The organism is Klebsiella sp. CN_Kp066, assembly GCF_040065135.1.
GTDB classification, from domain to species: domain Bacteria; phylum Pseudomonadota; class Gammaproteobacteria; order Enterobacterales; family Enterobacteriaceae; genus Klebsiella; species Klebsiella oxytoca.
In genome coordinates, this window is the sequence record NZ_JBEAIU010000061.1 from 1 (window position 1) to 17,129 (window position 17,129).

At 54.4% G+C, this 17,129-nt stretch carries 17 protein-coding genes; 8 read left to right on the forward strand and 9 right to left on the reverse strand.

What is annotated here, in order from left to right; translation table 11 throughout:
• Positions 1-104: 104 nt before the first annotated feature.
• The 4 genes from ABLV75_RS26730 to ABLV75_RS26745 all read right to left on the reverse strand — a co-directional run bounded on the left by ABLV75_RS26730 (position 105) and on the right by ABLV75_RS26745 (position 4,286).
• Positions 105-989: a LysR family transcriptional regulator gene (locus ABLV75_RS26730; RefSeq protein ID WP_004104318.1), complete on the reverse strand. Its 885-nt coding sequence runs from the start codon at positions 987-989 to the stop codon at positions 105-107.
• A 98-nt stretch (positions 990-1,087) separates the two neighbouring features.
• Positions 1,088-2,344 carry a nucleoside permease gene (locus ABLV75_RS26735; RefSeq protein ID WP_004104319.1) on the reverse strand — a complete coding sequence of 419 codons (1,257 nt, stop codon included), beginning with the start codon at positions 2,342-2,344 and terminating at the stop codon, positions 1,088-1,090.
• 59 nt (positions 2,345-2,403) lie between these two features.
• Complete coding sequence (gene xapA, locus ABLV75_RS26740; protein ID WP_004104320.1) at positions 2,404-3,237, reverse strand: xanthosine phosphorylase; 834 nt, start codon at positions 3,235-3,237, stop codon at positions 2,404-2,406.
• Positions 3,238-3,359: 122 nt separating this feature from the next.
• The gene (locus tag ABLV75_RS26745) at positions 3,360-4,286 is read right to left on the reverse strand and encodes a LysR family transcriptional regulator (RefSeq protein ID WP_004104329.1); all 927 of its coding nucleotides are present in this window, start codon (positions 4,284-4,286) and stop codon (positions 3,360-3,362) included.
• A gap of 89 nt (positions 4,287-4,375) precedes the next feature.
• Here ABLV75_RS26745 and ABLV75_RS26750 point away from each other — a divergent pair, with 89 nt between their 5' ends.
• A complete protein-coding gene (locus ABLV75_RS26750; protein WP_004104330.1) occupies positions 4,376-5,374 on the forward strand; it encodes a bile acid:sodium symporter family protein in 999 nt (332 codons plus the stop codon).
• Here ABLV75_RS26750 and ABLV75_RS26755 read toward each other — a convergent pair.
• The 3 genes from ABLV75_RS26755 to zipA all read right to left on the reverse strand — a co-directional run bounded on the left by ABLV75_RS26755 (position 5,371) and on the right by zipA (position 8,755).
• Entirely contained in the window at positions 5,371-5,589 is a 219-nt protein-coding gene (locus tag ABLV75_RS26755) for a DUF3820 family protein (protein ID WP_004104331.1), read from the reverse strand. The two genes, ABLV75_RS26750 and ABLV75_RS26755, sit on opposite strands and share 4 nt — an antisense overlap.
• Positions 5,582-7,606: an NAD-dependent DNA ligase LigA gene (gene ligA / locus ABLV75_RS26760; RefSeq protein WP_004104332.1), complete on the reverse strand. Its 2,025-nt coding sequence runs from the start codon at positions 7,604-7,606 to the stop codon at positions 5,582-5,584. Before ligA ends, ABLV75_RS26755 begins: the two co-directional genes overlap by 8 nt.
• A 75-nt stretch (positions 7,607-7,681) precedes the next feature.
• Positions 7,682-8,755, reverse strand: a complete 1,074-nt coding sequence (gene zipA, locus ABLV75_RS26765; RefSeq protein WP_004104333.1) for a cell division protein ZipA — start codon at positions 8,753-8,755, stop codon at positions 7,682-7,684.
• 230 nt (positions 8,756-8,985) lie between these two features.
• Here zipA and cysZ point away from each other — a divergent pair, with 230 nt between their 5' ends.
• From cysZ to crr, 5 genes are all read left to right on the forward strand, one after another.
• The gene (gene cysZ, locus ABLV75_RS26770; RefSeq protein ID WP_004104334.1) at positions 8,986-9,747 is read left to right on the forward strand and encodes a sulfate transporter CysZ; all 762 of its coding nucleotides are present in this window, start codon (positions 8,986-8,988) and stop codon (positions 9,745-9,747) included.
• A gap of 159 nt (positions 9,748-9,906) precedes the next feature.
• On the forward strand, positions 9,907-10,878 hold the full coding sequence (gene cysK, locus ABLV75_RS26775) for a cysteine synthase A (RefSeq protein WP_004104335.1): 972 nt from the start codon (positions 9,907-9,909) through the stop codon (positions 10,876-10,878).
• Between the two features lie 381 nt (positions 10,879-11,259).
• Positions 11,260-11,517: a phosphocarrier protein Hpr gene (ptsH, locus tag ABLV75_RS26780; protein WP_002913505.1), complete on the forward strand. Its 258-nt coding sequence runs from the start codon at positions 11,260-11,262 to the stop codon at positions 11,515-11,517.
• Between the two features lie 44 nt (positions 11,518-11,561).
• Positions 11,562-13,289: a phosphoenolpyruvate-protein phosphotransferase PtsI gene (gene ptsI / locus ABLV75_RS26785; protein WP_004104336.1), complete on the forward strand. Its 1,728-nt coding sequence runs from the start codon at positions 11,562-11,564 to the stop codon at positions 13,287-13,289.
• Between the two features lie 42 nt (positions 13,290-13,331).
• On the forward strand, positions 13,332-13,841 hold the full coding sequence (gene crr / locus ABLV75_RS26790) for a PTS glucose transporter subunit IIA (RefSeq protein ID WP_000522253.1): 510 nt from the start codon (positions 13,332-13,334) through the stop codon (positions 13,839-13,841).
• A gap of 42 nt (positions 13,842-13,883) precedes the next feature.
• Here the strand turns inward: crr and ABLV75_RS26795 are convergent, their stop codons facing one another.
• Both ABLV75_RS26795 and pdxK read right to left on the reverse strand, forming a co-directional pair.
• Positions 13,884-14,123, reverse strand: coding sequence for a hypothetical protein (locus ABLV75_RS26795; protein WP_004104337.1), 240 nt, complete (start codon positions 14,121-14,123; stop codon positions 13,884-13,886).
• The gene (pdxK, locus tag ABLV75_RS26800) at positions 14,120-14,986 is read right to left on the reverse strand and encodes a pyridoxine/pyridoxal/pyridoxamine kinase (RefSeq protein WP_023329892.1); all 867 of its coding nucleotides are present in this window, start codon (positions 14,984-14,986) and stop codon (positions 14,120-14,122) included. The genes ABLV75_RS26795 and pdxK overlap by 4 nt, the downstream gene beginning before the upstream one ends.
• 82 nt (positions 14,987-15,068) lie before the next feature.
• Between pdxK and ptsJ the strand changes: the two genes are divergently transcribed.
• Together ptsJ and ABLV75_RS26810 are read left to right on the forward strand one after the other, a co-directional pair.
• Positions 15,069-16,367 carry a transcriptional regulator PtsJ gene (ptsJ, locus tag ABLV75_RS26805; RefSeq protein ID WP_004114331.1) on the forward strand — a complete coding sequence of 433 codons (1,299 nt, stop codon included), beginning with the start codon at positions 15,069-15,071 and terminating at the stop codon, positions 16,365-16,367.
• A gap of 14 nt (positions 16,368-16,381) precedes the next feature.
• On the forward strand, positions 16,382-17,089 hold the full coding sequence (locus ABLV75_RS26810; protein ID WP_004104342.1) for a type 1 glutamine amidotransferase: 708 nt from the start codon (positions 16,382-16,384) through the stop codon (positions 17,087-17,089).
• Positions 17,090-17,129 lie beyond the last annotated feature (40 nt).

Here is a 17,129-nt window from a genome sequence, read left to right on the forward strand (position 1 = left end):
CTGCACGACCCACCAATGTAAAAAAGCGCCCTAAAGGCGCTTTTTTGCTATCTGCAATATACGAAACCGGCACAGGCCTTCATCTTGCTATCCGGCACTGACCATCAATTCACCAGCGCCGCTACCAGCTTCTCCAGCGCGGGCGTCGCCTGTTGTTGGTCATAGACAATATACAAGTCAGCGGGTATGCGCTCTTCCAGCGGACGAAACACAACGCCCGGCCAGGTCATTTGCGCATAGCTATCGGCGATGAGCGTAATACCAATTCCCATGCTGACCATAGCCAGTACCGTTTGCGGCTCCATCACTTCACGGATAATCATCGGCAAGAATCCGGCACTCTGACAGACGCGCTGCAAAAACGTCCAGTCGGTATGTATTGAAGGCATCGTAACAAAATATTCGTTACGCAGCGCCGCAAGCGGGATCGCCTCAAGCATCGCCAGCGGATGCTCCTCCGGCATGGCCACCAGAAAAGAGGACTCGTGCAAACGCAGGCTGGTAAATCCTGGCGTAGGCGCTGTCGCCATCCGCCACACGCCGGCATCCAGCTCCCGTCGCTCCAGCATCGCCATCTGCATGGCGGGCATGTTCTCGCGGAAAAGCACCTCTACGTTAGGGTTCTCTTTCAAAAAACGCCGCATTACCGGGCGCATTTTCCCCCACATCGCCGTACCTATCACGCCCAGTTCTACCCTCCCCGCCTCACCCCGGCCAATCTGCTCAACTCGCGCCAGCGCCTGATTGGCGCTGGAAAGTAGGCGGCGGGACTCCTCCATCAGAATTTTTCCAGCATGGGTCAACGCCACGCTACGAGAGTGGCGAACAAACAGCAGCGTACCGAGCTGCTGCTCCAGCTCCTTGATGTGGATACTAAGCGGCGGTTGCGACATGTTCAGACGGGCAGCCGCACGACCAAAATGCAGCTCTTCTGCGACAGCCAGAAAATAGCGCAATAATTTCAGATCGATACGATGCGTGCGTTCCATGGGACATGCGCTCCTGAGGCGAAGGATAATGCGCAAAGTTACCACACTGCATCCTGGAAAATGAAACGGCAGAGTATAAACTCCGCCGCTGAAGAAGATTAATGCGTCAGCGCTTTGTTGATAAGTTTCTCAGGCTCATGTTGATAGCGGAAGAACAGGGCAAAAATAACCGCCAGCAGTAATGAATAGGCGGCGAACACCAGCCAGATAGTCTGCCAGTCTTTTACGCCATCAATAGAGAAGTAATCGACGGCCATACCGCTCAGAACTGAACCAACCCATGCTCCAATGCCGTTCACCATGGTCATAAACAGGCCCTGGGCGCTGGCGCGAATATTGGCACTGACCTCCTGCTCAACAAATACCGATCCAGAAATATTAAAGAAGTCGAATGCGCAGCCGTAAACAATCATCGACATCAACAGCAACACAAAACCGAACGGAGAGGGATCGCCAAAAGCGAAAAGGCCAAAGCGCAGCGTCCATGCCAGCATACTCATCAGCATGACTGTTTTGATGCCAAAGCGTTTAAGAAAGAACGGTATGGTGAGGATGAAAGCGACCTCCGCCATCTGCGACACCGAAAGCAAAATTGAGGGATAACGTACGACAAAGCTGTCGGCAAACTCCGGATTGCGGGCAAAATCATGCAGGAAAGGATTACCGAAGACGTTAGTTATTTGCAGTACCGCTCCCAGCATCATCGCAAAAAAGAAGAAAATGGCCATCCGCGGATTTTTAAATAACACAAAGGCATCCAGCCCCAGCCGGCTGGCCAGGGTGGTTCCGGCTTTCTTCTCGACGACAGGAATTTTCGGTAACGTAAATGCATAAATCGCCAGTAATAGCGACGCGGCAGAGGCGATATATAGCTGTGCGCTGCTTAACTCCAGCCCCATCAGGCTCACCGTCCACATTGCGGCAATAAAACCGAGAGTGCCAAAAACGCGAATGGGAGGAAACGCGGTCGCCGGATCCTGGCCGGACTGCGACAGACATGAATAGCAGACGCTGTTAGACAAGGAGATAGTGGGCATGTAGACCATCGCGTTAATGAGCATCACCCAGAACATCGTATCCGGATCGGTCACGGTCGTCGCATAAAGAAGCACTCCCGCGCCAACCAAATGGCAGAACATATAGGCCCGTTCTGCACGAAGCCATTTATCAGCAATGATCCCCATGATGCCGGGCATGATAATGGCCGCCAGCCCCTTAGAGCTATACACCATGCCGACGTTTGCGCCGGTGAAATGCAGCGTATTGATCATGTAAGAACCCAGGGTGACCAGCCAGCTTCCCCAGATAAAATATTGCAAAAACGACATGAGCTTTAAGCGAGAAGCGATACCCATTTTTTCCGTTCCTTGCCATTAAAGTAAGACCCCGCAAGCGGGGTCAATATTTATTATTTTCAGGCCAGTTTGCGTAAGAAGCCGCAGATCAGGTTGATAAAGTTCTGCCGGGAAAGTTCGGCCGCTGCCAGGGTTTGCGCGTGGGATAACTTCACATCGCCCAGACCTTCAGCCAGATTAGTAATCGCTGCAACAGCCACCACTTTCAACCCGCAATGGCGGGCGCTTATCACCTCCGGCACCACGGACATCCCCACCACATCGCCGCCGATAATTTGCATCATGCGGATCTCAGCCGCCGTTTCAAAATTCGGCCCGGGATAGGAGACAAATACGCCTTCAGTCAGCGGAAAACCCTCCTCTGCCGCAACGCGCTGCAGAACGGCGCGATAATCCGCATCATAGGCATTTGCCAGCGAGAAAAAGCGCTCGCCGAAGCGTTCATCATTCAGGCCCACCATCGGCGTACCCGGCATAGTATTAATATGATCGCTCAGCGCCACCAGACTTCCCGGCCCCACTTCCGGACGAAGAGAACCGGCTGCGTTAGTACAAAACAGCAGTTCACATCCCAGAAGCTTTAGCGTACGGATGGCATCGGTCATGACCGTCATGCCGCGCCCTTCGTAGAAGTGCCCGCGCCCCTTCATGCAGGCAACCGGTACGCCAGCCAGGTTTCCCAACACCAGCTCGCCGGCATGGCCGTGAACGGTACTCACCGGGAATCCAGGCAGCTTCTCGTATGAAATTGCCACTGCATCTTCAATTTGCTCCGCTAGCGCCCCAAGACCCGAACCAAGAATAAAAGCCACCCGCGGCATAAAGTCCGGCTTATGTCCGCGAATGATGTCTGCGCTATACCATGGGTTCTGTGAAAAAAGCGTGTCGCTCATAAGCTGTCCTTAGAAACTGAAGAATCGATAAGTTAATTGGCTACCATGATGTTATAACGAGGGTACGCAATCGATTACCAATACAGTTTTCCCGGACGTTCGATATCAAAAAGCTATTGATTTCATTTCTGATACAAGGGGTCATTCTCGCGCAAAGCGGTCAGCTGGCCAGCCTGATGCCGCACCACCTCCCACAGCGCTTCTGCGGCAGTTGAAAGCGAGCGATTTTTACGCCGCGCCAGCATCAGCTGACGCTCCACCACCGGAGTGAGTCGTTTCACCTGCAAATGGCTGCCCTGAGGAAGCGGCAGCGCTAATGCGGGTAAAATACTGATACCTATCCCCGACTCAACCATCGGAAATAGCGTGGCCGGATGACCGATTTCCTGCACAATATTCGCTTTAACGGCAAATCCCGAGAGCGCGGCGTCAATCAGCGGACGACTACCAGAAGCATAATCCTGCAGAACCAGCCGCTGCTGCTGGAGGTCTGGCCAGTTCACCGCGCTCCGTCCGGCAAAAGGGTGATCGCTACGGCAAAGCAACAGAAAAGGTTCGGCGAGCACCGTCTCACACTGTAAATCGGTAGCAGCGCCAGGATCGATCACAATGCCAAAATCCACTTCCCCCTGGCGGATACTCTCCAGCACCCACTGCTGGGGGCGGTCGTGTAGTACGAAATCGATTTCCGGATAACGGCGGTTGCTGTCGGCAATGCACTGCGGGATAAGATGGGCGGAAATAGTCTGGCTGGCCGCCACCCGGACGGTTCCCATCAGCTGCTGCCCGACGCGTCCGGCCTCTCGCAGCGTGCCGTTTAGTTCATCCAACAGACGCTCAAGCCGGGCCGCGAGCTGCTGACCAGCCTCCGTAAGCACCACTTCGCGCGTCGTTCGGTCAAGCAAGCGTACCCCGGTCTGATGCTCCAGCTCTTTCACGCTATGGCTTACCGCTGACTGGCTAAGGCCAATACTCTCCCCTGCCCGGCTAAAGCTTTTGACGCGAGCAACGGTCACAAAAACCTTCAACTGTCGTAGCGAGTAATTCATCTCTTTTTTTCATGAATAGATGCAATAAATCGATTTTATTTCTCAAACTAAAGAAAGCACAATAGCGACATCGATTTTCAGGAGCGTTTATGAAATTTTTCCGCATTCTTGATCCATTCACCCTAACGTTAGTCACCGTCGTCCTGCTGGCCTCTTTTTTTCCTGCTCGCGGCGGATTTGTCCCCTTCTTTGAGCATTTAACTACCGCCGCCATCGCGCTGCTGTTTTTTATGCACGGCGCCAAACTCTCGCGTGAGGCGATCGTTGCCGGAGGAAGCCACTGGCGTTTACATCTCTGGGTCATGTGCAGCACGTTTATCGTTTTTCCCGTGCTTGGCGTGCTGTTTGCCTGGTGGGCGCCTGTCAACGTCGATCCGGCGCTATACACCGGGTTTATTTATCTCTGCATTCTGCCAGCCACCGTCCAGTCGGCCATCGCGTTTACTTCCCTGGCGGGCGGTAACGTGGCGGCAGCGGTATGCTCGGCCTCGGCCTCAAGCCTGCTGGGGATCTTCATTTCGCCTTTGCTGGTCGGCCTGCTGATGAATCTGCACGGCGCGGGCGGGAGTCTGGAGCAGGTCGGTAAAATCATGCTGCAGCTGCTGCTGCCGTTTGTGCTGGGGCATCTTTCTCGCCCATGGATTGGCAACTGGGTGACAAAACATAAAAAGTGGATCTCAAAAACCGATCAGACCTCTATCCTGCTGGTCGTTTATTCGGCATTCAGCGAGGCAGTCGTGAACGGTATCTGGCACAAAGTGGGTATCGGATCGCTGCTGTTCATCGTTATTGTCAGCATCGTGCTGCTGGCAATTGTGATAGCTATTAACGTGTTTGTAGCGCGCAGGTGTGGGTTTAATAAAGCGGATGAAATTACGATTGTCTTCTGCGGGTCGAAAAAGAGCCTGGCGAACGGCATTCCAATGGCCAATATTCTCTTCCCGACCTCAATCCTGGGGATCATGGTGCTGCCGCTGATGATCTTCCATCAGATTCAGCTCATGGTGTGCGCAGTGCTGGCGAGGCGCTATAAGCGCCAGGCCGAAGCATTGCAGGCGCAGGAAAAAAACCGCGCCTCCGAAGCTTAACGCGGACGCTTAAGGGGCTGGACCAGACCGGTCAGCCCCTCTGTTTTAATCAACAGGGTTAATGCCATCAGTTCGCCGAGATGCCCGGCAGGAAATTGATCCTTACGGGCAAACCACAGCAGATACTCTTCCGGCACATCAATTAATCGACGGCCTTTGTACTTGCCAAACGGCATTTCCGTATTGGCAATTTCAATAAGCTGCTCTTTATCCACGCGACTCTCCGAGCAGGCGCAGCATTTCGTCTTCATCGATTACCGCAATTCCCAGCTCCTGCGCTTTAGCGAGCTTAGAACCCGCGGCCTCCCCGGCGATAACCAGGTCGGTTTTCTTCGACACGCTGCCCGCAACCTTCGCGCCCAGCGCAACCAGCTGCGCTTTCGCATCGTCACGAGAGAGCTGGCTCAGGCTACCGGTCAGAACAATCGTTTTTCCGGCGAACGGGCTATCAATCTCTTCAGCATTGACCACCACCGGCGCAGGCCAGCGGACGCCCTCTTTACGCAGCTGAGCGATAACTTCGCGGTTGCTCTCTTCGGCAAAGAAATTACGCACGTGCGTGGCGACGACAATCCCGACATCCGGCACTTTTTGCAGATCGTCAATCGAGGCCTGCTCAAGCGCCTCAATAGTGCCAAAGTGGGCCGCTAAACCGGCTGCCGTCGCCTCACCCACTTCACGGATCCCCAGCGCATAAAGAAAACGAGCGAAGGTGGTCTCTTTTGACTTATCCAGGGCATCCACGATGTTCTGCGCTGATTTTGGCCCCATGCGATCGAGCCCGGTGAGTTTACCCGGCGTCAGCTGAAAGAGATCGGCTGGCGTGTGCACATACTCTTTTTCTACCAGCTGATCGATGATTTTATCGCCCATACCATCGACGTCCAGAGCGCGACGGGAGACAAAATGCTTGAGCGACTCTTTGCGCTGCGCGCCGCAGATCAATCCGCCGGTACAGCGCGTTACCACTTCGCCTTCAACGCGTTCGACGTCGGAGTGGCATACCGGACAATGGGTTGGGAACACGATTTCCCGCGTCTCTTCCGGGCGTTCTGAGAGCACAACGTTCACGACCTGGGGAATCACATCTCCGGCACGACGAATAACTACCTTATCGCCGATGCGCAGTCCCAGGCGCTCGATTTCATCGGCATTATGGAGGGTCGCGTTGCTGACCAGTACTCCGGCGACGTGTACCGGCTCAAGACGCGCAACCGGCGTGATGGCGCCGGTTCGCCCGACCTGAAACTCAACGTCGCGCACGAAAGTCATCTGCTCCTGCGCCGGAAACTTAAACGCCACCGCCCAGCGCGGCGCGCGGGCTACGAAGCCAAGCTGTTCCTGTAACGCAAGCGAATCGACTTTGATCACCACTCCGTCGATATCAAATCCCAGATTCGGTCGATCTTCTTCCACCTTGCGATAGTAAGTAAGCACTTCCTCTGGCGTATGGCAGAGTTTTACGCGCTCGCTGACCGGCAGCCCCCAGAACTTAAACTGCTGCAAGCGTGCCGAGTGGCTGGCCGGCAGCTCGCCGCCTTCCAGCACGCCCACGCCATAGCAAAAGAAAGTGAGCGGACGCTTCGCGGTAATCCGCGGATCGAGCTGACGTAAAGAACCTGCTGCGGCGTTACGCGGGTTAGCAAAGACTTTCCCCCCGGTTCGCCGGGCCTCTTCATTAATTTTTTCGAACCCTGCCTGCGGCAGAAACACCTCTCCGCGAACCTCAAGCCGCTGCGGAATATTGTCGCCGCGTAGCTTCAGGGGGATCGCGCGGATGGTACGCACGTTGGAGGTAATATCTTCACCGGTCGTTCCATCTCCGCGGGTCGCCGCCTGTACCAGCAAGCCGTTCTCATAGAGGATACTGACCGCCAGGCCATCCAGCTTGAGCTCGCAGCAGTAGGTAAGATCATCACTATTTTTCAGACGGTCCTGCACCCGCTTGTTAAACGCGAGGAAACTCTCCTCATCAAAGACGTTATCGAGCGACAGCATCGGAACTTCATGGCGGATCTGGCTAAAGGAGGCTAGCGGTGCGGCGCCGACGCGCTGGGTGGGCGAGTCTGGGGTGATCAGCTCCGGGTGCTGAGCTTCCAGCTCGCGCAGTTCACGCATTAACCGGTCGTATTCCGCATCAGGAATTTCCGGCGTATCCATGACGTGGTAGAGATATTCATGATGGCGAAGCGTGGTTCGCAGTTCAGTCAGTTTTTGTTCGTTCGATTCCATATCACACCATCAATGATAAAAAACCCCCGACGGGGCGGGGGTTCAGGATAAGTAGATTAAACGCAAAAAGCGGGATCAGGCGTTCGCCTCTTTTACTTCACGAATGCGATCCTGATATTCACGCAGTTTTTGCGGCGTCATCATACGACGCTGGTCGTCCAGCACCACGCCACCGACTTCATCGGCAATGTACTGCGCGGACTGCAGCATCAGCTTAAAGTTTTGCAGTTCATCGCCAAAGGACGGAACCTGCATAAAGATAGTCACCCCAGGGGTCATCATATCCGCCATGCTGTCCGGATTAAAGGTGCCAGGTTTGACCATATTCGCCAGACTGAAAAGCACCTGGCCGCTACCGTCCGGGCTCAGGTGACGATGGAAAATATTCATATCGCCAAATTTGAAGCCCGCCTGCTGGATACTGTTGATGAGCAGCTCGCCGTTAAGCTGCGCGCCATGATGCGCGGCGACGTTCATCACGATGACCGTCTCCTTGCGCTCTTTAGGCTGCGGCGCTGCCGGCTGCGGCTCAGGGGCCGGAGGTTCAGGCGTCGGCTGCGGCTGCGGAGCGGCAACAGGCTGCTGTTGAACCGGCTGCTGCACATGCTGAACGGGTTGCTGCACATGCTGCTGTGGCTGCGGCGATTGCTGTGGCTGCGTTTGCGGCGGCTGCTGGGGCTGCACGGGCTGTGTCACCGGCTGCTGGGGCTGCACGGGCTGTGTCACCGGCTGCTGCGTCGGCGCGGCATAATGCGGTTGCTGAACCGGAGCCTGAGAGTGAACTGGCTGCTGATGCGGCTGCTGCGCTGCACGGGCAGGCTCTTCCGGGCGCACAGGCTGCTGCGCCTGACGCTCATAAGGAGGCTGATACTGGTGCTGCGGCGGCTGACGAGGTGCTTCATGCTCCCCATGAACGCCGTTCGGCGCATGACTCGCCCGATGAACCCGGACTTCACCAACGCCTTCAACATCGTCATCAAAGTCGTCGCCTTCCGACTCTTCATCGTCGCGAGACTTCATACGTTTCAGTGGGCGATCGCGAAACATCGAGGAACGTTCTTTACGGCTGGTCCAAAAACCGTGCACCAGTAAAGCGATTATGGCGATCGCGCCAACAATGATTAATATCAGACGCAAATCCTGCATCATTATATTCTCTGTTGTTCTAACACCTTGCCACCACGGCAAACATTTACTCACTAAGAGTATTTGCCGATTACATCAAGTGCAAGTGCGTCTGGGGCTTTCACTACATAAAGATGAACTAAATCGTGCTTTTTGCTGTTTTTTCGAACATTTCCTAACTGGTTATTGTCGGCTAACCCGATAAAATAGCCCGACATTCAGCCTGGATGTTAAAAAAGGAGTATCACCTGACTATGGTTTCATCATCCGTAACGACCCCGCGCAGTGGCGTCTACTATTTTTCGCAGGGTTGGAAGCTGATCGGGCTGCCGGGGATCCGTCGATACGTCTTCCTCCCTCTACTCGTCAACATCGTGCTGATGGGTGGCGCATTCTGGTGGTTGTTCACGCGACTGGATAGCTGGATCCCTTCTTTGATGAGCCATGTTCCTGAATGGCTGCAATGGCTTAACTATCTGCTGTGGCCCATCGTCGTCATTTCTATTCTGCTGGTGTTCGGCTACTTCTTCTCGACTATCGCCAACTGGATTGCCGCGCCCTTTAGCGGCCTGCTGGCCGAGCAGCTTGAGGCGCGTCTGACTGGCGCGACGCCGCCGGACGTCGGAATTTTCGGTATCCTGAAAGATGTGCCGCGCATCATGAAGCGCGAGTGGCAGAAGTTTGCCTGGTATCTGCCGCGGGCGATCGTCCTTTTGCTTCTCTATTTTATTCCCGGTTTCGGCCAGACCGTCGCCCCGGTGCTGTGGTTCCTGTTCAGCGCCTGGATGCTGGCGATTCAATACTGCGATTATCCTTTTGATAACCATAAAGTGCCGTTTAAAACCATGCGCCAGGCGCTACGCACCCGCAAAGTCACCAACATGCAGTTTGGCGCTCTGACCAGCCTGTTTACCATGATCCCGGTGCTCAACCTCGTGATCCTGCCCGTCGCAATTTGCGGCGCGACGGCGATGTGGGTTGATTGCTACCGTGACAAACACGCGATGTGGAAATAGCGCTATCTTGTTCGGAGCGGCTTATGCCGCTCCTTATTACTTCTGGCTTGCCATTATTTCCCTTCCGAATATAGATATGCTAAATCCTTACTTCCGCATATTCTTTAAGCGGGTATGCTGAAGCCGTACTCCCAAATTTCATACAGTTAAGGACAGGCCATGAGTAAGATTTTTGAAGACAACTCCCTGACTATCGGCCATACGCCGCTGGTACGACTGAACCGCATCGGTAACGGGCGCATCCTGGCAAAGGTAGAATCACGTAACCCGAGCTTTAGCGTAAAATGCCGTATCGGTGCCAATATGATTTGGGATGCCGAAAAACGCGGCGTGCTGAAACCCGGCGTTGAGCTGGTAGAACCTACCAGCGGTAATACTGGTATCGCGCTGGCCTACGTGGCGGCGGCGCGCGGTTACAAATTGACGCTGACGATGCCCGAGACGATGAGCATCGAACGTCGTAAACTGCTGAAGGCGCTGGGCGCCAATCTGGTCCTGACCGAAGGCGCAAAAGGCATGAAGGGCGCCATCCAGAAGGCCGAAGAGATCGTCGCCAGCAATCCGGAGAAATTCCTGCTGCTGCAGCAGTTTAGCAACCCGGCCAACCCGGAAATTCACGAAAAAACCACCGGCCCGGAAATCTGGGAAGATACTGATGGTCAGGTCGACGTCTTCATCTCCGGCGTCGGTACCGGCGGTACGCTGACCGGCGTGAGCCGCTATATCAAAGGCACCAAAGGTAAAAAAGATCTGATTACCGTTGCCGTAGAACCTACCGATTCCCCGGTTATCGCCCAGGCGCTGGCAGGCGAAGAGCTTAAGCCCGGCCCGCATAAAATTCAGGGTATTGGCGCAGGATTCATTCCCGGCAACCTGGATTTGAAACTGGTTGATAAAGTGGTAGCGATCACCAACGAGGAGGCGATTTCCACCGCACGCCGTCTGATGGAAGAGGAAGGCATTCTGGCTGGTATCTCTTCCGGCGCCGCCGTTGCCGCTGCGCTGAAGCTGCAGGAGGATGAATCCTTTACCAACAAGAATATTGTGGTTATCCTACCCTCTTCAGGTGAGCGCTATTTAAGCACTGCATTGTTTGCGGATCTGTTCACAGAGAAAGAACTGCAACAGTAATGCCAGCTTGTTAATATCGTGTAAAAAAGCACCTTTTCAGGTGCTTTTTTGTGGCGCACATCAAACTTTTACCCCTCCTGGCATTGATTCACTTCGTTGGGTCTGGTATTTAACCAGCACATTTATTTCGATGCGCGAAATTATTCCGATTGGGATTTCCATAAGCTGAATCGATTTTATGATTTGGTTCAAGTCTTCCTTTAGCGGCATAATGTTTAATGACGTGGTAGACGTTAACGGCCTGAAGGTTTCCACAGCGATTCTCAGCTGCTGGTGCCGAAGCCGGACACGTAATGCCGGCGCTAACGATACAGGCTAAAGTTTGGCCGTTAGGCTAAACTTTAGGTCCACAACACTAAACCTATAAGTTGGGGAAATATAATGTTCCAGCAAGAAGTTACTATTACCGCTCCGAACGGTCTGCACACCCGCCCTGCTGCTCAGTTTGTTAAAGAAGCAAAAGGCTTCACTTCTGAGATCACTGTAACCTCCAACGGCAAAAGCGCCAGCGCCAAAAGCCTGTTCAAACTGCAGACTCTGGGCCTGACCCAGGGTACCGTTGTAACTCTCTCTGCCGAAGGCGAAGATGAGCAAAAAGCAGTTGAGCATCTGGTTAAACTGATGGCTGAACTCGAGTAAGTTCACGGGTTCTTTTTAATATCAGTCACAAGTAAGGTAGGGTTATGATTTCAGGCATTTTAGCATCCCCGGGTATCGCTTTCGGCAAGGCTCTTCTGCTGAAAGAAGATGAAATTGTCATCGACCGGAAGAAAATTTCTGCCGATAAGGTTGATCAGGAAGTTGAACGTTTTCTGAACGGCCGCACCAAGGCCTCCGCCCAGCTGGAGGTCATCAAAACCAAAGCTGGTGAAACTTTCGGTGAAGAAAAAGAAGCCATCTTCGAAGGGCACATCATGCTGCTGGAAGATGAGGAGCTTGAGCAGGAAATCATAGCCCTGATTAAAGATAAGCACATGACTGCCGATGCGGCAGCCAATGAAGTTATCGAAGGTCAGGCTACTGCCCTGGAAGAACTGGACGATGAATACCTGAAAGAGCGTGCTGCTGACGTACGCGACATCGGTAAGCGCCTGCTGCGCAACATTCTCGGCCTGGCCATCATCGATCTTAGCGCAATTCAGGATGAAGTTATCCTGGTTGCCGCAGACCTCACCCCGTCTGAAACCGCACAGCTGAACCTGAACAAGGTGCTGGGCTTTATCACCGACGCGGGCGGCCGTACTTCCCACACCTCCATCATGGCGCGTTCTCTGGAACTGCCGGCCATCGTGGGCACCGGTAGCGTCACAAGCCAGGTGAAAAACGGCGATTATCTGATTCTCGACGCTGTAAATAACCAGGTTCTGGTTAACCCGAGCGACCAGCAGATCGAAGAGCTGCGTAACCTGCAGGCTCAGGTCGCTGAAGAGAAAGCGGAATTGGCTAAGCTGAAAGACCTGCCGGCAATTACGCTGGACGGCCATCAGGTTGAAGTTTGCGCCAATATCGGTACCGTACGCGACGTTGAAGGTGCCGAGCGTAACGGCGCAGAAGGCGTTGGTTTATATCGTACTGAATTCCTGTTCATGGACCGTGATTCGCTGCCAACTGAAGAAGAACAGTTCGCGGCTTATAAAGCGGTTGCCGAAGCATGCGGCTCTCAGGCCGTTATTGTTCGTACCATGGACATCGGCGGCGACAAAGAGCTGCCGTACATGAACTTCCCGAAAGAAGAGAACCCGTTCCTCGGCTGGCGCGCAGTGCGTATCGCCATGGATCGCAAAGAAATTCTGCGCGACCAGGTACGTGCCATCCTGCGCGCTTCCGCTTTCGGTAAACTGCGCATCATGTTCCCGATGATCATCTCTGTTGAAGAAGTGCGTGCACTGAAAAAAGAGATCGAAATCTACAAGCAGGAACTGCGCGACGAAGGTAAAGCATTTGACGAAGCAATCGAGATTGGCGTAATGGTGGAAACCCCTGCCGCTGCGACTATTGCACGTCACTTAGCCAAAGAAGTTGATTTCTTTAGTATCGGTACCAATGATTTAACGCAGTATACTCTGGCAGTTGACCGTGGTAATGATATGATTTCACATCTTTACCAGCCAATGTCCCCGTCTGTGCTGACGCTGATTAAGCAAGTTATTGATGCTTCTCATGCTGAAGGCAAATGGACCGGCATGTGCGGTGAGCTTGCGGGCGATGAACGTGCTACACTTCTGTTGCTGGGTATGGGTCTGGACGAGTTCTCTATGAGCGCCATTTCCATCCCGCGCATTAAGAAGATTATTCGTAACACGAACTTCGAAGATGCGAAGGTATTAGCAGAGCAGGCTCTTGCTCAACCGACAACGGACGAGTTAATGACGCTGGTTAACAAGTTCATTGAAGAAAAAACAATCTGCTAATTCACGAGATGCGCGGCCCAAATTACTGCTTAGGAGAAGATCATGGGTTTGTTCGATAAATTGAAATCTCTGGTTTCTGATGACAAAAAAGACACCGGAACTATTGAGATTGTTGCCCCGCTCTCTGGCGAGATCGTCAACATCGAAGACGTGCCGGATGTAGTGTTTGCGGAAAAAATTGTGGGTGATGGCATTGCTATCAAACCTACTGGCAACAAAATGGTTGCGCCGGTAGATGGTACCATCGGTAAAATTTTTGAAACCAACCATGCGTTTTCAATCGAATCTGATAGCGGCATCGAGCTGTTCGTTCACTTCGGTATTGATACCGTTGAACTGAAAGGCGAAGGCTTCAAACGTATCGCTGAAGAAGGCCAGCGTGTGAAAGTCGGCGACCCGGTTATCGAATTCGATCTGCCGCTGCTGGAAGAGAAAGCCAAGTCTACCCTGACTCCGGTTGTTATCTCTAACATGGACGAGATCAAAGAGCTGATCAAACTGTCCGGTAGCGTAACCGTGGGTGAAACTCCGGTTATCCGCATCAAGAAGTAATTCTTGCCGCAGAAGAATGGCGCCTCTCAGGGCGCCATTTTTTTATCTCGCCGCTTTGAATGGCCGATAGCACTTCTCCCGTGAAAGTATTTTCATCCCCTCAGGGCCGCTTTCCAGAATCCGCTTCTCGCTATCAGAAACCTGTAAATCACACTGATATCCGCCAACGGCGCCAAATAGCGACCCCACTTCGCAAACATCTTCCAGCGCTTCGCTGCCGGTCGTCTCAAAATGGCCGACGACTCTTCCCTGCTGACGAACCACTAAACGATAGCTCTTCATATCCCCTCTCCTGACGGCGGAAGAATAAGCTCGTCGCAGCCCTGTTCATCGGTCCAGGTCATTACCGCCAGCACCCGCTGCGCGGCGGCATGAGCGGCATCACCCAGCGGTATTCCGCACACCAGGCCGCTCGCCAGCTCGGCGCAAAAAAGATCGCCCGTTCCCTTAAGGTCGGTTTCTACGCGCGGATGTTCGATCACCTCGACCGACTCTGCGCTAACCACCAGCACGTTGATCGTGGCGCTATCCGCTCCCGGCGCGCTGGTAATAACGACCCATTTCAACGAATCCGAGAGCAGGCTGCGGGCGGCGACAATCGCCTCCTGCTGATTATGGCAAGGCAGTCCGCTTAGCGTCTCCAGCTCAAACAGATTGGGCGTGATTCCCTGTGCCAGCGGGAGCAAATGAGTACGATAGGCTTCCGGAATCTCGGCCTTAACATAAATACCGCTATCCACATCGCCAATGACGGGATCAACGAGAATACACAGCTCGGGATGATGCTCGCGAATGCGCTGCAGCCATTGCGCAAGGCGCTTAATCTGCACCGCGCTTCCCATATAGCCGGTCGTGACCGCCCGCAACTCGCGCAGGGCGTCACGCTCCTCCAGCGCCTTTAAATAACCGGCAAACCACTCTTCCGGGATGACGCCGCCATAGTAGGTGTCATAGTGCGGAGTATTGCTGAACAGCACCGTCGGCACCGCGATAACCCGCAGGCCGTGCTGCTTTATCGCCGGTATCGCAATACTGTTTCCTACGCTGCCGTAGACCACCTGCGACTGCACGGCCACGATATCGACCTGTAGTGCCCGACTTTTATCGTTGAAGAGCACCGATTGTATTTCATCCTGCTGGCCCATCCTTTCTCCCCCCGCTGGACAGCGAGTCATACTCTGATTATCATTCGTCCTATGCTAAATTTCATTTTGTCATAGGTCAATAATGATCGTTGGAAAAACTGCCAGTGAGATCTTCGATAATATCCGCCATTTGGTGCAAAGCGGCGTACTCAAACCTGGCGATGTTTTGCCGCCGGTACGCGAACTGGCTGGCAAGCTGTCGGTTAACCGCAATACGGTCGCCGCCGCCTATAAGCGACTGGTAACCTCCGGTCTGGCCATTAGCCAGGGGCGTAACGGTACGGCCATTAAGACGCATAATACGCTTCCCGCCCTTGAAGGTGGCGATCCCTCTTCGCCGCTAAAAGATATCTCCAGCGGCAACCCCGATCCCACGCGTCTGGCGAACGTCAAAAACTACCTCAGCGCTATCGCCGCCGCTCCACGCCTGTACGGCGATGCGGCGGTTGACCCACGGCTGGCCGCGTGGGCCCATGCCTGGATGAGCAAAGATTCAGGCGTGGACGCGGAGATTAACCTCGCCAGCGGCGCTATCGATGCGCTCGAACGTCTGCTGTGCGCCCTGCTGCTGCCGGGCGATAGCGTGGCTATCGAAGATCCCTGCTTTCTCAGCAGCATTAATATGCTGCGCTATGCCGGCTTCACCCCCTCGCCGGTACCGGTCGACGCTGAAGGCATGCAGCCTGATGCCCTTGAGGAGGCGCTGCGCAACGGCGCCCGGGCGGTGATCATCACCCCGCGAGCACATAATCCGACGGGCTGTAGCCTTAGCGAGCCCCGCGCCCGGGCGATACGCGATATCCTGGCCCGCTATCCGCAGGTTCTGGTGATTATTGATGACCATTTCGCCCTGCTCTCCTCAACGCCCTGGCACTCTCCGCTGGCCGCCGAAAGCCGGCGCTGGGCGCTGGTACGCTCGCTGTCGAAAACCCTTGGGCCGGACATGCGTCTGGCTATCGTTGCCAGCGATTGCGAAACGTCGGCGGCGCTGCGCCTGAGGCTTAATTCCGGTAGCCAGTGGGTCAGCCATCTGCTGCAGGATCTGGTCATCGCTTGTCTTAATGATGACGCATTTATGGCATCGCTGACGGAGAGTCGCCGCCACTATCGTCGACAACATGAAAAGCTGATCGCCGCGCTCGCTCGCTGCGGGATAACCCACCTGACGCCAGGAGACGGCCTGAACTTTTGGTTTCCGCTGGAGGAACCAAGCCAGCCGGTAGCGCTTCGCCTGGCGCATGCTGGCTGGCTGGTCCGCGAAGGCGAAACGTTCGGAATTCGCGCCCCTTCACACGGGCTGCGGCTGTCACTTGCTACGCTCAGCGATGAAGAAATTAATAAGCTCGCCAGTGACTTATGTCAGATATTACAACAACAGTGACGGGAGTTAACGCTATGCAGATCCACTTTATCGTCCATGAAGTCTTTGAAGCGCCGGGAGCTTATCTGCACTGGGCGCAGGCGCGCGGTTACGATACCAGCTGGTCGCGGGTTTATGCCGGGGATGCGCTACCGGAAAATGCTAACGCCTTTGATATGCTGGTAGTGCTGGGCGGCCCGCAATCGCCGCGTACCACCCTAGCCGAATGCCCATATTTTGATACCCACGCCGAGCAGCGTTTGATTGCGCAGGCCATTGCCGCCGGGCGGATCGTGGTGGGGATTTGTCTCGGTTCGCAGCTTATCGGCGAAGCGCTGGGCGCGCCGGTCATGCAAAGTCCGGAAAAAGAGATTGGCCACTTTCCGATAACGCTCACCACCGCCGGCCTGCAGGACGGCAAACTGGCCCATTTTGGCCCGTCGCTGGTCGTGGGCCACTGGCATAACGATATGCCTGGCCTGACGCCGGAAGCGGAGGTGCTGGCCTCCAGCGAAGGCTGCCCGCGGCAAATTGTGAAATATCGCGATCGGGTTTATGGCTTCCAGTGCCATATGGAATTTGACGCTGAGGTCATCGAACTGCTGATCGCCCATTCACAGCAGGAGCTCAGCGCCGCCAGAGGCAGACGCTTCATCCGCAGCGAACAGGAGATGCGCGCCTGGGATTACCGCGAAATGAATCAGAAGCTGTGGACATTTCTTGATAAGCTGACGGAAAAGTAAGCAAAATGCTTTTATTAAAGCCCGATAATTTAAGGATCGC

Excerpts from the sequence above, each read along its gene's own strand:
- ABLV75_RS26730 (WP_004104318.1), bottom strand. The coding sequence starts at position 989 with ATGGAACGCACGCATCGTATCGATCTGAAATTATTGCGCTATTTTCTG.
- ABLV75_RS26735 (WP_004104319.1), bottom strand. The coding sequence starts at position 2,344 with ATGGGTATCGCTTCTCGCTTAAAGCTCATGTCGTTTTTGCAATATTTT.
- xapA (WP_004104320.1), bottom strand. The coding sequence starts at position 3,237 with ATGAGCGACACGCTTTTTTCACAGAACCCATGGTATAGCGCAGACATC.
- ABLV75_RS26745 (WP_004104329.1), bottom strand. The coding sequence starts at position 4,286 with ATGAATTACTCGCTACGACAGTTGAAGGTTTTTGTGACCGTTGCTCGC.
- ABLV75_RS26750 (WP_004104330.1), top strand. The coding sequence starts at position 4,376 with ATGAAATTTTTCCGCATTCTTGATCCATTCACCCTAACGTTAGTCACC.
- ligA (WP_004104332.1), bottom strand. The coding sequence starts at position 7,606 with ATGGAATCGAACGAACAAAAACTGACTGAACTGCGAACCACGCTTCGC.
- zipA (WP_004104333.1), bottom strand. The coding sequence starts at position 8,755 with ATGATGCAGGATTTGCGTCTGATATTAATCATTGTTGGCGCGATCGCC.
- cysZ (WP_004104334.1), top strand. The coding sequence starts at position 8,986 with ATGGTTTCATCATCCGTAACGACCCCGCGCAGTGGCGTCTACTATTTT.
- cysK (WP_004104335.1), top strand. The coding sequence starts at position 9,907 with ATGAGTAAGATTTTTGAAGACAACTCCCTGACTATCGGCCATACGCCG.
- ptsH (WP_002913505.1), top strand. The coding sequence starts at position 11,260 with ATGTTCCAGCAAGAAGTTACTATTACCGCTCCGAACGGTCTGCACACC.
- ptsI (WP_004104336.1), top strand. The coding sequence starts at position 11,562 with ATGATTTCAGGCATTTTAGCATCCCCGGGTATCGCTTTCGGCAAGGCT.
- crr (WP_000522253.1), top strand. The coding sequence starts at position 13,332 with ATGGGTTTGTTCGATAAATTGAAATCTCTGGTTTCTGATGACAAAAAA.
- ABLV75_RS26795 (WP_004104337.1), bottom strand. The coding sequence starts at position 14,123 with ATGAAGAGCTATCGTTTAGTGGTTCGTCAGCAGGGAAGAGTCGTCGGC.
- pdxK (WP_023329892.1), bottom strand. The coding sequence starts at position 14,986 with ATGGGCCAGCAGGATGAAATACAATCGGTGCTCTTCAACGATAAAAGT.
- ptsJ (WP_004114331.1), top strand. The coding sequence starts at position 15,069 with ATGATCGTTGGAAAAACTGCCAGTGAGATCTTCGATAATATCCGCCAT.
- ABLV75_RS26810 (WP_004104342.1), top strand. The coding sequence starts at position 16,382 with ATGCAGATCCACTTTATCGTCCATGAAGTCTTTGAAGCGCCGGGAGCT.